Origin of the sequence: Paraburkholderia oxyphila NBRC 105797, assembly GCF_000685075.1 — a bacterium.
GTDB classification, from domain to species: Bacteria; Pseudomonadota; Gammaproteobacteria; order Burkholderiales; family Burkholderiaceae; genus Paraburkholderia; species Paraburkholderia oxyphila.
Genome location: NZ_BAYD01000169.1, coordinates 1 through 14195, shown reverse-complemented (window position 1 = coordinate 14195; position 14195 = coordinate 1). Strand labels below are relative to the sequence as shown.

General features: G+C 64.3%; 11 protein-coding genes. 10 read left to right on the top strand and 1 reads right to left on the bottom strand.

What is annotated here, in order from left to right; translation table 11 throughout:
- Positions 1–32 precede the first annotated feature (32 nt).
- Complete coding sequence (locus tag BO1_RS55630) at positions 33–1106, bottom strand: GlxA family transcriptional regulator (protein ID WP_407670090.1); 1074 nt, start codon at positions 1104–1106, stop codon at positions 33–35.
- A 383-nt stretch (positions 1107–1489) separates the two neighbouring features.
- Between BO1_RS55630 and BO1_RS46005 the strand changes: the two genes are divergently transcribed.
- The 10 genes from BO1_RS46005 (at position 1490) to BO1_RS45960 (ending at position 14072) form a co-directional block, all read left to right on the top strand.
- The gene (locus BO1_RS46005; RefSeq protein WP_028223343.1) at positions 1490–2764 is read left to right on the top strand and encodes a serine hydroxymethyltransferase; all 1275 of its coding nucleotides are present in this window, start codon (positions 1490–1492) and stop codon (positions 2762–2764) included.
- Between the two features lie 94 nt (positions 2765–2858).
- Positions 2859–3830 carry a dipeptidase gene (locus BO1_RS46000; RefSeq protein WP_028223342.1) on the top strand — a complete coding sequence of 324 codons (972 nt, stop codon included), beginning with the start codon at positions 2859–2861 and terminating at the stop codon, positions 3828–3830.
- A gap of 138 nt (positions 3831–3968) precedes the next feature.
- Complete coding sequence (locus tag BO1_RS45995; RefSeq protein ID WP_028223341.1) at positions 3969–4502, top strand: DUF5943 domain-containing protein; 534 nt, start codon at positions 3969–3971, stop codon at positions 4500–4502.
- A gap of 55 nt (positions 4503–4557) precedes the next feature.
- Positions 4558–6621, top strand: coding sequence for an NADH:flavin oxidoreductase (locus BO1_RS45990; protein ID WP_028223340.1), 2064 nt, complete (start codon positions 4558–4560; stop codon positions 6619–6621).
- Between the two features lie 3 nt (positions 6622–6624).
- The gene (locus tag BO1_RS45985; RefSeq protein ID WP_028223339.1) at positions 6625–8559 is read left to right on the top strand and encodes a (Fe-S)-binding protein; all 1935 of its coding nucleotides are present in this window, start codon (positions 6625–6627) and stop codon (positions 8557–8559) included.
- 4 nt (positions 8560–8563) lie between these two features.
- Positions 8564–9733, top strand: coding sequence for an electron transfer flavoprotein subunit alpha/FixB family protein (locus BO1_RS45980; protein ID WP_028223338.1), 1170 nt, complete (start codon positions 8564–8566; stop codon positions 9731–9733).
- Positions 9730–10515: a drug:proton antiporter gene (locus BO1_RS45975; protein ID WP_028223337.1), complete on the top strand. Its 786-nt coding sequence runs from the start codon at positions 9730–9732 to the stop codon at positions 10513–10515. Before BO1_RS45980 ends, BO1_RS45975 begins: the two co-directional genes overlap by 4 nt.
- A 51-nt stretch (positions 10516–10566) precedes the next feature.
- The gene (locus BO1_RS45970; RefSeq protein ID WP_028223336.1) at positions 10567–11808 is read left to right on the top strand and encodes an aromatic ring-hydroxylating oxygenase subunit alpha; all 1242 of its coding nucleotides are present in this window, start codon (positions 10567–10569) and stop codon (positions 11806–11808) included.
- Positions 11809–11837: 29 nt separating this feature from the next.
- The gene (locus tag BO1_RS45965) at positions 11838–12986 is read left to right on the top strand and encodes a hybrid-cluster NAD(P)-dependent oxidoreductase (protein ID WP_028223335.1); all 1149 of its coding nucleotides are present in this window, start codon (positions 11838–11840) and stop codon (positions 12984–12986) included.
- 222 nt (positions 12987–13208) lie between these two features.
- Positions 13209–14072 (top strand): glycine betaine ABC transporter substrate-binding protein, encoded by an 864-nt coding sequence (locus tag BO1_RS45960; RefSeq protein WP_028223334.1) that lies wholly within the window; start codon positions 13209–13211, stop codon positions 14070–14072.
- Positions 14073–14195: the final 123 nt, after the last annotated feature.

The window sequence follows — 14195 nt, the reverse complement described above, 5'->3', positions numbered from 1 at the left end:
AGGCCAACGGCCTAAAGGAAGCGCACTGCAATTTAATGCGTAGAAAGCGACGTCACGCCAGTCAACACCGGCGTATCCACCCCAGAAAGCGGCGCGATGCGCTTCCGTCGCTCCCCGGTAGGGGCATTCCCAAACGCATCACGATAGCTCTTACTAAAATGGCAAGCCGACTGAAACCCACAAGCCATAGTAATTTGCATAATCGACATATCAGTCTGCAGCAACAGCTCCCGCGCCCGCCGCAACCGCAAAGTCAGATAGTAGTGCGTAGGCGTCATCCCAAGATGCTCATGAAAGAGCCTTTGCAACTGCCGTTGCGACATATTCGCGAGCCGGGCGAGCTCTTCCCGCGACAGCGGCTCCTCGATATTGTTCTCCATGAGCGAGATGACTTCGAACAGCGACTTGTTCGCCGACCCAAGCCTCGCGACTAGCGGCATGCGCTGCTGCGCACTGGTATCACGCACATGCTCGACCACGAACTGCTCAGCAATCTGCGTGACACGCGCGGTGCCCACACGCGGCGTGATCAGATTGAGCATCATATCGAGCGGCGCCACGCCACCGGTACAAGTCACGCGGTCGCGATCGACCACAAAGAGCTCCTTGAGAAACCGCGTGGACGGAAACTCCTCCTTCAGCGCCGACATGTTCTCCCAGTGAATCGCACAAGCATAACCAGCCAGCAAGCCCGCCTTGGCAAGCGCATACGTACCGGTACACAGGCTCCCCAGCGTGACCCCCATACGCGCAAACCGCCGCAACGCGGAAAGATGTTCCGGCGCGGTCACACGCTGCACATCCACGCCGCCACACACGAACACGATATCGGGCTGTCCCGCGCATTCGGCAGGGCCGGTATCGATAGAGAGTCCGTTGCTCGCCATGACCTGCCCGCCCTGCGGGCTGATGATCGACCACCTGTATAGCGGCTGGCCGCTCAGGTAGTTAGCCATACGAAGGACTTCGATGGCGTTCGTGAACGCGATCATCGTGAAGTTGGGCAGCGGCATGAACGCGAAATGCGCCAGTGACGCCGAGCGGTCGGGCAACATGGGGGGACGATTCCTTTCATTCTGATGCCGTGGGCCGGATGCCGGGGCCAGGCTACCGCAATTCTGGAATCTGGCAGGTCCAGTGTGCCATGCGGCTAAACCCTAATTCAAGCCGGTCAAAAATACAGATCGGTATTTCCAGCGTGCACCCAATCCGGGGCGGCTCCGGGGGCCTTTTTATTCACCGCGAATACGTATGACGATTGTTTGGATCGGAAACCATTCCACCTATGGTCAGCGTCCGGGCTTACTTGTGAAAAATGGACGCCGATGGCGGAAAAGGAAAAGAACGCGTCTGAATTCATACATCGACCATAAATCCGAACGACAAGAATAGAGCCGTCAACCGCCACCGTCCCCACCGGCGGGAAACCCAGGCGGGGCGGGGCCTTAAGCGGTGCCGGCCTTTCATCTCACATCGTCACGGATGCTCTATGTCGAATACTCAAGCTTTCTTTTCGCAGCCGCTCGCCGAGCGCGACTCCGCGGTGCGTAAAAGCATTTTGAAAGAAATCGAGCGGCAGCAGTCGCAGGTCGAAATGATCGCGTCGGAAAACATCGTGTCGCGCGCCGTGCTGGAGGCGCAGGGCTCGGTGCTCACCAACAAGTACGCGGAAGGCTATCCCGGCAAGCGCTATTACGGCGGTTGCGAATTCATGGACGAGATCGAGTCGCTGGCAATCGAGCGCATCAAGCAGCTCTTCAACGCCGGTTTCGCCAACGTCCAGCCGCATTCGGGCGCCCAGGCCAACGGCGCGGTCATGCTCGCGCTGGCCAAACCGGGCGACACCGTCCTCGGCATGTCGCTCGACGCCGGCGGCCACCTCACCCACGGCGCGAAGCCCGCGCTTTCGGGCAAATGGTTCAACGCGGTGCAGTACGGCGTGAACCGCGAAACCATGCGCATTGACTACGACCAGGTCGAAGAGCTCGCGCAGCAGCACAAGCCCAGCCTCATCATCGCCGGTTTCTCCGCTTATCCGCGTCAGCTCGACTTCGCGCGCTTCCGCGCGATCGCCGATAGCGTGGGCGCGAAGCTGATGGTCGACATGGCGCATATCGCGGGCGTGATCGCCGCCGGCCGCCATGCGAATCCGGTCGAGCACGCCCACGTCGTTACGTCTACCACGCACAAGACGCTGCGCGGTCCGCGCGGCGGCTTCATCCTCACCAACGACGAAGAGATCGCCAAGAAGATCAACTCGGCCGTGTTCCCGGGCCTGCAGGGCGGCCCGCTGATGCACGTGATCGCCGGCAAGGCGGTGGCGTTCGGCGAAGCGCTCGACCCGAGCTTCAAGACCTATATCGACAACGTGCTCGCCAATGCCCAGGCGCTGGGCGAGGTGCTGAAGGCGGGCGGCGTTGATCTGGTCACCGGCGGCACCGACAACCATCTGCTGCTCGTGGACCTGCGGCCCAAGGGCCTCAAGGGCGCGCAAGTGGAGCAGGCGCTCGAGCGCGCCGGCATCACCTGCAACAAGAACGGCATCCCGTTCGACACGGAAAAGCCCACCGTCACCTCGGGTATTCGCCTGGGCACGCCGGCCGGCACGACGCGCGGCTTCGGCGTCGCGGAATTCCGCGAGATCGGCCGCCTGATCCTCGAAGTGTTCGATTCGCTGCGCGAGCATCCGGAAGGCGACGCCACCACCGAGCAGCGCGTGCGCCGCGAGATCTTCGCGCTCTGCGAACGCTTCCCGATCTATTGATGACCCATGGGCCCGGCATGCCGGGCCCGTCGCCCCAAGAACATCGACCCGATTCGACCCGCATCGACGTCAGACAAGACTGGAGTAAAGACACATGAGCACGCTGCATCAGGACAGCATCATCATCGACGGCCTGAACATTTCGAAGTTCGCGCGGCCGGTATTCGAAGACATGCACAAGGGCGGCATCACGGCTGCGAACTGCACCGTGTCGGTGTGGGAGAACTTCACGAAGACGGTCGACAACATCGGCGTGATGAAGAAGCAGATTCGCGACAATAGCGAACTGCTGACGCTGGTGCGCACGACCGAAGACATCTTCCGCGCGAAGAAGGAAGGCAAGACCGGCGTCATCCTCGGCTTCCAGAATGCGCACGCGTTCGAAGACAACCTCGGCTATATCGAAGCGTTCGCCGACATGGGCGTGCGCGTCGTGCAGCTTTGCTACAACACGCAGAACCTCGTCGGCACTGGCTGCTACGAGCGTGACGGCGGGCTGTCCGACTTCGGTCGCGAAGTGATCACCGAGATGAACCGCGTGGGGATCATGGTCGACCTCTCGCACGTCGGCGGCAATACGTCGTCGGAAGCGATCGCGTTTTCGAAGAAGCCGGTGTGCTATTCGCACATCCTGCCGCTTGGCCTGAAAGACCATCCGCGCAACAAGAGCGATGCGCAGATCAAGGAGATCGCGGAGGCGGGCGGCTTCGTCGGCGTGACGATGTTCGCGCCGTTCCTCAAGCGCGGGATCGAATCCACGATCGAGGACTATATCGAGGCGATCGATTATGTGGTGAATATCGCCGGCGAAGACACGGTGGGGATCGGCACGGACTTCACGCAGGATTACGCGAAAGAGTTCTTCGACATGCTCACGCATGACAAGGGCCGTTATCGCCAGCTGACCAACTTCGGCAAGATCGTCAATCCGGAAGGCATCCGCACGATCGGCGAATTCCCGAACCTGACCGCCGCGATGGAACGCGCCGGCTGGAAGGAGTCGCGCATCCGCAAGATCATGGGCGAGAACTGGGTGCGTGTGTACAAGGACGTCTGGGGCGCGTAAGCCGCAGGACAGTCGAACCAGCGAACAAACAGCAAACAAAACGATGGGACGTGCCCGCGCAAGCCGCGCGGGCACACGGGCGATGCCGCGCCTGCGCAACGACGCAATCGGCTTTTTTCCCCTCACGGAGTCACCACGATGCAACCGCAACTGCCGATCAACGTCGATCCCGAAACCGGTGTCTGGACCACCGACGCGCTGCCGATGCTGTATGTCCCGCGCCACTTCTTCACGAACAATCACGTCGCGGTTGAAGAAGCGCTCGGCGTCGAGGCGTATGCGGAAATCCTCTACAAGGCCGGCTACAAGTCCGCGTATCACTGGTGCGACAAGGAAGCGAAGCTGCACGGCCTGACCGGCATGGCGGTGTTCGAGCATTACCTGAAGCGCCTGTCGCAGCGTGGCTGGGGTCTGTTCTCGATCATCGAGGCCGATCCGTCGAGCGCGCACGCGAAGATCGAGTTGCGCCATTCGTCGTTCGTGCTCCAGCAGCCGGGCAAGGAGGGCAAGCTCTGCTACATGTTCGCGGGCTGGTTCGCCGGCGCGATGGACTGGGTCAACGACACGACGCCGGAAGGCAAGGGCGCGCCGCGCTCGCAGTCGAAGGAAGTGCAGTGCGCGGCCGAAAACCACGATCACTGCGTCTTCGAAGTGTCGCCGATCGCCCACTGACACAAAAAACGACATCAAGTAACACGAGACATACGAACGCCAGAGGTCGCTTGCGATGCGCTATCCCAACCTGTTCAAACCCCTCCAGCTCAATCAGCTGACGCTGCGTAACCGCATTGTCAGCACGGCGCACGCCGAGGTCTATGCCGAGCCGGGCGGCCTGCCGGGCGACCGCTATATCCGCTATTACGAGGAAAAGGCGAAGGGTGGCGTCGGCCTGGCGATTTGCGGCGGGTCGAGCCCGGTGTCGATGGATAGCCCGCAGGGCTGGTGGAAGTCGGTCAACCTGACGACCGACAAGGTCATCGATCCGCTGTCGCGCCTCGCTGAAGCGATGCACCGTCACGGCGCGAAGATCATGATCCAGGCGACGCACATGGGGCGCCGCAATGCCTACCACGGCGAGCACTGGCCGCACCTGGTGACGCCGTCGGGCGTGCGCGAGCCGGTGCACCGCGGCAACGCGAAGATCATCGAAGTCGAGGAAATCAAGCGCATCATCAAGGACTTCGCGGCCGCCGCGATCCGCGTGAAGAGCGCGGGGATGGACGGCATCGAAATTTCGGCCGCGCACCAGCAGCTGGTCGACCAGTTCTGGAGCCCGCGCACGAACTTCCGCACCGACGAATGGGGCGGCAGCTTCGAGAACCGTCTGCGCTTCGGCATCGAAGTGCTGAAGTCGGTGCGCGAAGCCGTGGGCCGTGACTTTTGCGTCGGCCTGCGCATGTGCGGCGACGAATTCCACGAGAACGGCATCGACCACGAGCACGCGAAGGAAATCGCCCAGGCGATGGAAGCGACCGGCCTGATCGACTACATCAGCGTGGTGGGCTCGGGCGCGGACACGCACAACACGCTCGTGAACTGCATGCCGCCGATGGCGCTGCCGCCGGAACCGTTCGTGCACCTCGCCGCGGGCATCAAGTCGGTGCTGAAGCTGCCGGTGATGCACGCGCAGAGCATCCGCGACGCGGGCCAGGCCGAGCGCCTGCTGGCGAACGGGATGATCGACCTCGTTGGCATGACGCGTGCGCAGATCGCCGACCCGCACATGGTGATCAAGATCCGCGACGGGCGCGAGGACGAGATCAAGCAGTGCGTCGGCGCGAACTACTGTATCGACCGCCAGTACAACGGCCTCGACGTGCTGTGCGTGCAGAACGCGGCAACCTCGCGTGAAGCGACGATGCCTCACGTGATCGAGAAGTCGCGCGGCCCGAAGCGCAAGGTGGTGGTGGTGGGCGCGGGACCGGCGGGCCTGGAAGCGGCGCGCGTCGCGCGCTCGCGCGGCCATGACGTCGTGCTGTTCGAGAAGAACGCCGAAGTCGGCGGCCAGATCATGATCGCGGCGAAGGCGCCGCAGCGCGAGCAGATGGCCGGCATCGTGCGCTGGTTCGACATGGAAACGAAGCGCCTGGGCGTGGATCGCCGGCTCGGTGTGGCGGCCGACGAGAAGATGATCATGGCCGAAAAGCCGGACATCATCGTGCTGGCGACGGGCGGCCACAGCTACACGGAAGAGGTGCCGGGCTGGGGCGTGGCCGAGGGTCTCGCGGTCAGCGCGTGGGACATCCTGAACGGCAAGGTCGAGCCGAAGCAGAACGTGCTGGTCTATGACGGCATCAGCACGCATGCGGGCTCGGGCGTGGCCGACTTCCTGGCGAGCCGCGGCTCGAAGGTCGAGATCGTGACGCCGGACGTCAAGGTGGCGGACGACGTCGGCGGCACGACGTTCCCGATCTTCTATCGCCGGCTGTATGCGCAAGGCGCGGTGCTTACGCCGAACTACTGGCTCGATCGCGTCTACGAAGAGGGCGACAAGAAGATCGCGGTGCTGCGCAACGAGTACACGGAAGAGCTCGAAGAGCGCGCGGTCGATCAGGTGGTGGTCGAGAACGGCACGCGGCCGAACGACGAGTTGTACTGGAAGCTCAAGAACGAATCGGTGAATCACGGCCAGGTCGACGTGAACAAGCTGTTCGCTTCCGAAGCGCAGCCGTGTCTTTCCGAGGAGCTCGGTAATGGCCGCTTCCTGTTGTTCCGCGTTGGCGACTGCATCTCGATGCACAACATCCACGGCGCGATCTACGACGCGCTGCGGCTCGTGAAGGACTTCTGACCCATGAACCCGACCTGGCTCATTACCGCGCTGCTGTGGCTGTCGATGGCGGGCCTCGCGTTCGCCGTCGCGAAGCGGGCCGCTTACTGGCGCGTCGGGCGCGCAGCGGCGCCCGGCTCGTTCGGCGCTTTCGGTTTCACCAAGCTGTTCAGCATTCCGAAACGCTATTTCGTCGATCTGCACCACGTGGTCGCGCGCGACCCGTATATCGCGAAGACGCACGTGGCAACCGCCGGCGGTGCGATTGGGGCGCTCGCCCTCGTGTTCGTCAACTACGGGCTCGCGATCTACTCGCCGTGGCTCGACAAGCTGATCTTCCTCGCGGCGCTCGCGATGCTGGTTGGCGTGGTGTTCGTGTGGCGCCGCCGTCACGCGAAGAACGTGCCCGCGCGTCTGTCGAAGGGGCCGTGGAATACGCTGCCCTGGGTGCTCGGCTCGTTCGCGCTCGGCCTCGTGCTGTTCATGCTCGTGCCGACCGGCGCGATGTCGGGCGGCTTCGCGGTGCTCTGCGCGCTGCTGATCGGCGTGGGTGCGTTCGCGATGACGTTCGGCGCGGCCAAGGGCGGCCCGATGAAGCACGCGATCGCGGGCCTGCTGCACCTCGCGTTCCATCCGCGTCAGGAGCGCTTCGCCGCCACGCGTGACGGCTGGACCGGCAACGGCACCGCCACGCCGCCCACGGCGCTCAAGCTGCCCGATATCGAGCAGCAGGATTACGGCGTTGCGAAGCCCGTGGAATTCCGCTGGAACCAGCTCCTGAGCTTCGACGCCTGCGTGCAGTGCGGCAAGTGCGAAGCCGCGTGCCCCGCCTTCGCCTCGGGTCAGCCGCTCAATCCGAAGAAGCTGATTCAGGACCTCGTGGTGGGCATGGCGGGCGGCACCGACGCGGCCTACGCGGGCAGTCCGACGCCGGGCATCAAGGTCGGCCAGCATGGCGGCTCGCCTGGCGGCCCGATCGTCTCGGGCCTGATCGAAGCGCAAACGCTGTGGTCGTGCACCACCTGCCGCGCCTGCGTGCAGGAGTGCCCGATGCTGATCGAGCACGTGGACGCCATCGTCGACATGCGCCGCAACCAGACGCTCGTGCACGGCACGGTGCCGGGCAAGGGCCCCGAAGTGCTCGCGAACCTGCGCGAGACGGGCACGATGGGCGGCTACGACAAGGCCGCGCGCTACGACTGGTCGGTCGATCTGAACGCGCCCATCGCGCAGCCGGGCAAGCCCGTGGACGTATTGCTGGTGGCGGGCGAGGGCGCCTTCGACATGCGCTATCAGCGTACGCTGCGTGCGCTCGTGAAAGTGCTCAACAAGGCGGGCGTGAGCTACGCGGTGCTCGGTGGGCAGGAAACGGACACGGGCGACGTGGCGCGCCGCCTGGGCGATGAGGCAACGTTCCAGCGCATGGCGAAGCAGATGATGGGCACGCTTTCGAAGTTGAGCTTCAAGCGCATCGTGAGCGCCGACCCGCACGTCATGCACAGCCTGCGCAACGAATACCGCGCGCTTGGCACGCGTTACGAAGTGCTGCATCACACGACCTTCCTCGCCGAGCTCGCCGCGAGCGGAAAGATCGCGCCGAAGGCCGTCGAGGCGCTGCGCGAGAAGCGCACCACGTATCACGATCCTTGCTATCTCGGCCGCTACAACGGAGAAACCGAAGCGCCGCGCAAGCTGCTCAAGACCATCGGCATTCAGGTGGTGGAGATGGAGCGCAACGGCATGCGCGGACGCTGCTGCGGCGGTGGCGGCGGTGCGCCGCTGACCGATATCCCGGGCAAGCAGCGCATTCCCGATATCCGCATCGCCGATGCGAAGGCGGTGGGCGCCGAAGTGGTCGCTGTGGCGTGCCCGAACTGCACGGCAATGCTCGAAGGCGTCGTGGGTCCGCGCCCCGAGGTGCTCGACGTGGCCGAACTCGTTGCTGCTTCGCTGGAGTGAACCGATGAACGCGATCAAACGAATCGATCCGCGCCGCCCCTTCATCATTACGGCGGCCGGGCTCAAGCGCATCACGCTTGGCGAGAGCGGCAGCGCGGATGAAAGCGCCGCGCACTGGAGCGGCCATGCGCACGGCGGCGCCGCTGCGAAGCCACGCCGTCAGGTTAGCGATCCGAAGCAAATCATGCTGGTGGTGGCGCATGCCGAGCGCGGCGCGCTCGACGATCACACGTGCCAGACCATCGCTGCAGCGGCGCTGCTGGCCGATGCGCAAACCGAGGTGGCGCTGCTCGTGTTCGGCGAGTTGAAGGACGATGCAGCGGCGCTCGGCGTGGACAAGCTGATCGAACTGCCGGGCTTCGAGCGCCGCGTGTTCGCGCCCGAAACTGAGCTGCGCGCGTTGCAGGCCTGCGCCGCGGCGCTCGCGCCCAGGCACGTGTTCGTGCCCGACAACGCCACCGGCGACGGCGACCTGGGCCGCCGCTATGCGGCTGCAGCGGGCGCGAGCGTGGCGACGCACGTGGTCGAGATCGACGCGAAGCACGTGGGCGCCTACGAACAGGCGAAGCGCGCCTTTGCAACGCGCGCGCTGCCCGACGTGATTCTGCTCGCGCCCAACGCCGTGGACGCGAAGCTGCCCTTCGTGGGCGCGGGCGAGCGCCTCGCGGGCGACTTCATCCGTCCGGCCGGCGATATCGGGCAACCCTATCGCGATCTGGGCCTCGAGGAAATCGACGCCGCCCAGGTGGCGCTCGAAGAGGCGGATTTCATCGTCTCGGCCGGCAACGGCGTGACCGACATCGGCTCGTTCGAGCGCCTCGCGGACGCGTTCGGCGCGGCCATCGGCGCGAGCCGCGTGGCCGTGGACAACGGCCATTTCACGCGCGACAAGCAGGTGGGCGCGACCGGCAAGACGGTCGAGGCGAGCGTGTATATCGCGTTCGGCATTTCCGGGGCCGTCCAGCATTTGCAGGGCATCAAGGACTGCCGCCACGTGATTGCCGTGAATCTCGACGGCAGCGCGCCGATCGCCAAGCGCGCGAATCTGACCGTGGTGGGCGACGCGCAGCAGACCATCGCTGCGCTGATCCAGCAGGTGCAGAGCGCGCGCGCGACGCGCGGGCAAGCGCCGGCCGCGGCCGAACAACGTCAACCCGCAGGAGTGGCCGCATGAGCGCGCAACGACAGGTAGAACGCATCGCGGTGCTGGTTTCCGCGGGCCGGCATCCCGTGAGCGGCGCGCCGCGTTATAGCCGCAACGATGCGCAGGCGCTGGAAATCGGCCGCAAGCTCGCCGGCCAGCATCGCGCGCAACTCGACGTGATTCATGCGGGCGACGCCAATGAACCGGCGCTCACCGAATACCTCGCGCTGGGGGCGCGCGAAGTCGAAGTGCTCGCCTGCGCGCCAGGCGACGACGCGGCGCGCGCGCTCGCCGAACGCGTACGCGGCTACGACCTCGTGCTGACCGGCACGCGCGCCGAAGGCGCTCACGACAGCGGCATGCTGCCGTACAGCGTGGCGGCTGCGCTGGGCTCGCCACTGGTGGGCAGCGCGGTGGACATCGACGTAAAAGGGGGCTGCGCAACGGTCCGCCAGTTCCTGCCCAAGGGGCTGCGCCGCCGCGTGGAAACGGCGCTGCCGGCCGTGATTGCCGTGCATCCGCTCGCCAACGCCGAGCCGCAGTACGCCTATGCCCGGCTGCGCGCGGGCACGATCCGGCCCCAACGCGCCACGCGCTTTGCGAGCGACGAAGCCGCCGCCTGGCAGGTCGGCCCCGTCGAGCGCAAGCCCGTCAAGCTCGCCGCGCCCGAGAAGCGCTCCGGGCATGCCCGGATGCTGTCCGCGGTGACGACCGAAAGCCGTGGCGGGAGCGTCGTAATTGAGGGGAGTTCGGTCGAAAAAGCACAAGTGATCCTTGCGTATTTGCGCGAGCATCAACTCATCGATTACTGATATTTGCTGATCTGTTGGCAAGAACCAGGGATGAAAAATCCGGAGCACACGATGAACGTATCGGCAGACATTCGCGCGCTGGTGGAGCGGCGCCAGGCGGGTTACAGCCTCGAGGCACCCTTTTACCGCAGCGAGGACATTTTCGCGCTCGACATGGAGGCGATTTTCCGTCAACACTGGATTCAGGTGGCCACGGAGCCGGAACTTCCGGAGCCGGGCGACTACGTGACGGTGGAACTCGCCGGCGAGTCGATCCTGATCGTGCGCGACGACGACATGGAAGTGCGCGCGTTTCATAACGTGTGCCGCCACCGCGGCGCGCGGCTGTGCAACGAGCAGAAGGGGACGGTGGGCAACATCGTCTGCCCGTACCACAGCTGGACCTACAACCTGACCGGCGAGCTGATGTTCGCCGAGCACATGGGCGAGCAGTTCGACCGCTGCAAGCACAGCCTCAAGCAGGTCCATGTGCAGAACCTGGCCGGCCTGATCTTCATCTGCCTCGCCGACGAGCCGCCCGCCGACTTCGCGATGATGCGCGCCGCGATGGAGCCGTATTTGCTGCCGCACGACCTGCCGAACTGCAAGGTGGCCGCGCAGATCGACATCGTGGAGAAGGGCAACTGGAAGCTCGTGATGGAGAACAATCGCGAGTGCTATCACTGCGTCGCGAACCACCCCGAGCTGACGATCTCGCTCTACGAATACGGCTTCGGCTATCAGCGCTCGGACGCGAACGCGGAAGGCATGGACGCCTTCGAGCGCACCTGCGTCGAACGCGCGAAGCAGTGGGAAGCATTGAACCTGCCTTCCGTCGAAGTCGAAAAGCTGCTCGACGTGACCGGCTTTCGCACGCAGCGCCTGCCGCTCGACCGCAGCGGCGAATCGCAGACGCTCGACGCCAGGGTCGCATCGAAGAAACTGCTCGGCGAGTTCCGCACGGCCGATCTCGGCGGCCTCTCGTTCTGGACGCAGCCGAACTCGTGGCACCACTTCATGAGCGACCACATCGTCTCGTTCTCGGTGATTCCGCTCTCGGCCGGCGAAACGCTCGTGCGCACGCGCTGGCTCGTGCACCAGGACGCGGTTGAAGGCGTCGATTACGACGTGGCGAATCTCACGGCCGTCTGGAACGCGACCAACGACCAGGACCGCACGCTGGTGGAGTATTCGCAGCGCGGCGCGGGCAGCAGCGCCTATGAGCCGGGCCCGTACTCGCCGTACACCGAGGGTCTCGTAGAAAAATTCACGGCCTGGTATGTCGGCCGTCTTGCCGAGAAGATCGGCGCATAACCTGGTGCGCGAGTAGAGCGGAGTTTGACATGATGCGAGATGCGGCCCAATTCGATCCCACGGACAGCCGGGTGACGCGCCCGGCCTTCTGGGGCACGCTGGCGGAGCGCTGGACCAGCGATGCCGAGGAGACGCTCGTGTGCTGCCATGTGCGGCAGGAAACGCACGACGTAAAGAGCTTTTTCTTTCGTTCGCCGCAAGGACGCACCTTTTCGTTCGAGCCGGGGCAGTTCGTGACGCTCGAACTGGAGATCGACGGCGAGCCGGTGAACCGGTGCTATACGATTTCGTCGTCGCCGGCGCGGCCGCACACGATCTCCATCACGGTCAAGCGCGTGCCGGGCGGCAAGGTGTCGAACTGGCTGCACGACAACTTGCAGCCGGGCGCATCGATCCGCGTGCTCGGGCCGGGCGGCGAATTCACCTGCGCGCGCCATCCGGCCAACAAGTACCTGTTCCTTTCCGCGGGCTCGGGCATCACGCCGCTGATGTCGATGAGCCGCGCGCACCACGATCTCGCGGAGGATCGCGACATCGTGTTCGTGCATAGCGCGCGCACGCCCGACGACATCATCTTCGCGCGCGAGCTCGAACTGATTGCCGCGAGCCATACGCACTTCCGCACCTCGTTCGTTTGCGAGCGGGTGGGCGCGCGCACCGCGTGGCCCGGCGTGACCGGCTTTCTCACGCTGCCGCTGCTGAAGCTGATTGCGCCGGACTTCATGGAGCGCGAGATCTTCACCTGCGGGCCCGCGCCGTACATGAAGGCCGTGCGCGACCTGCTCGAGGAAGCTGGCTTCCCGCGCGAGCACTATCACGAAGAGAGCTTCTCGTTCGAGACGCTCAACGCGAGCGAGCCCGAGACACAGGTCGAGGCGCTGGCCGAAGCACCGGTGCAAACGGGCGAGGAAACCGCCACGTTCAAGGTCACGTTCGCGAAGAGCAATCGCGAGATCCAGTGCGGCACGAACCAGCACGTGCTGGAGGCCGCGCGCCAGGCCGGCGTACGGCTGCCCTCGTCGTGCGCACAGGGCATGTGCGGGACCTGCAAGGTCAAGCTGGTCTCGGGCCAGGTGCAGATGAAGCACAACGGCGGCATTCGCCAGCGCGAAATCGACCAGGGCATGGCGCTGATGTGCTGCTCGAAGCCGCTGTCCGATCTCGTCATCGACAAGTAACGCACGGCAAGGACCACACGAGCACGTTGCCCGGGCGCATGGCGGCTGGGCATGCGCTGGCTGCGCGCACTTGGCCAACGCGCATGTCGCCTACGCGCATGTCGCCAACGCGCATGTCGCAGAACGACAAGTTCGCGTCGCAAAACATCGATAACAACAGATTGTGGCGGGGGAATCTGGAGATGCACGACGGGTGCGTGTCCAAATTAGAGGAGATCGACCGTGAAGCTGCTGCAAAAACTGTTGTGGACCGGCGTGATGTCGGCGATGGTGACGTTGAGTGGTTCGGCGTTCGCGGACAGCAAGCCGACGCTGAAGATCGGTTACGTGGAGGGGTGGGACGACAGCGTGGCCACGTCGAACGTGGCGGCGCGCATCATTGAGAAGCGCTATGGCTACCAGGTGCAGCTGGTGCCGGTGGCGGCGGGCATCATGTGGCAGGGCGTGGCGCGCGGCGATCTGGATGCGACGCTTTCCGCCTGGTTGCCTGTGACGCAGGGCGCGTACTGGGCGCAGTTCAAGGACAAGGTGGTCGATCTCGGGACGAACTTTCCGGGTGCGAAGATTGGGCTTGTGGTGCCTGACTATGTGAGTGCCAAGAGTATTGACGATCTCAATGCGCAGAAGAGTGCGTTTGGTGGGCGCATTGTTGGGATTGATGCTGGCGCAGGCGTGATGAGGAAGACCGACGAAGCGGTCAAGCAGTATGGGCTTGATTATACGGTTATGCCTAGCTCGGGGAGCGCCATGACGGCTGAGTTGGCGCGCGATGTCAATGCGAAGAAGCCCGTTATCGTGACCGGCTGGACGCCGCATTGGATGTTCGCCAAGTATAAGCTGCGCTTTCTTGAGGATCCCAAGGATATCTATGGTGCGGCGGAGCACGTTGATAGTGTCGTGAATCCGGATCTTGAGAAGAAGGCGGCGCCTGTGGTCGCCTTTCTTAAGAAGTTTCAGTGGAAACCGGGTGAGATCGATAGTGTGATGCTCGCTATTCAGAATGGGGCTAAGCCTGAGGCTGCTGCGGATACGTGGATCGCCGAACATGGCGATCGGGTTAATGATTGGGCGCAGGCCGCCCAGTAAGGGCCTGATTTTTAGCTCTTGAAGTGAGGAGGGCGGTGCCGCCCTTTGCTGGCGTGGAATAGCGCGCTTTGCGGGCCGCCCTTGATTGCTGTTTTGGGCTTTTGCGCTTTCGCGCTTTAGGCG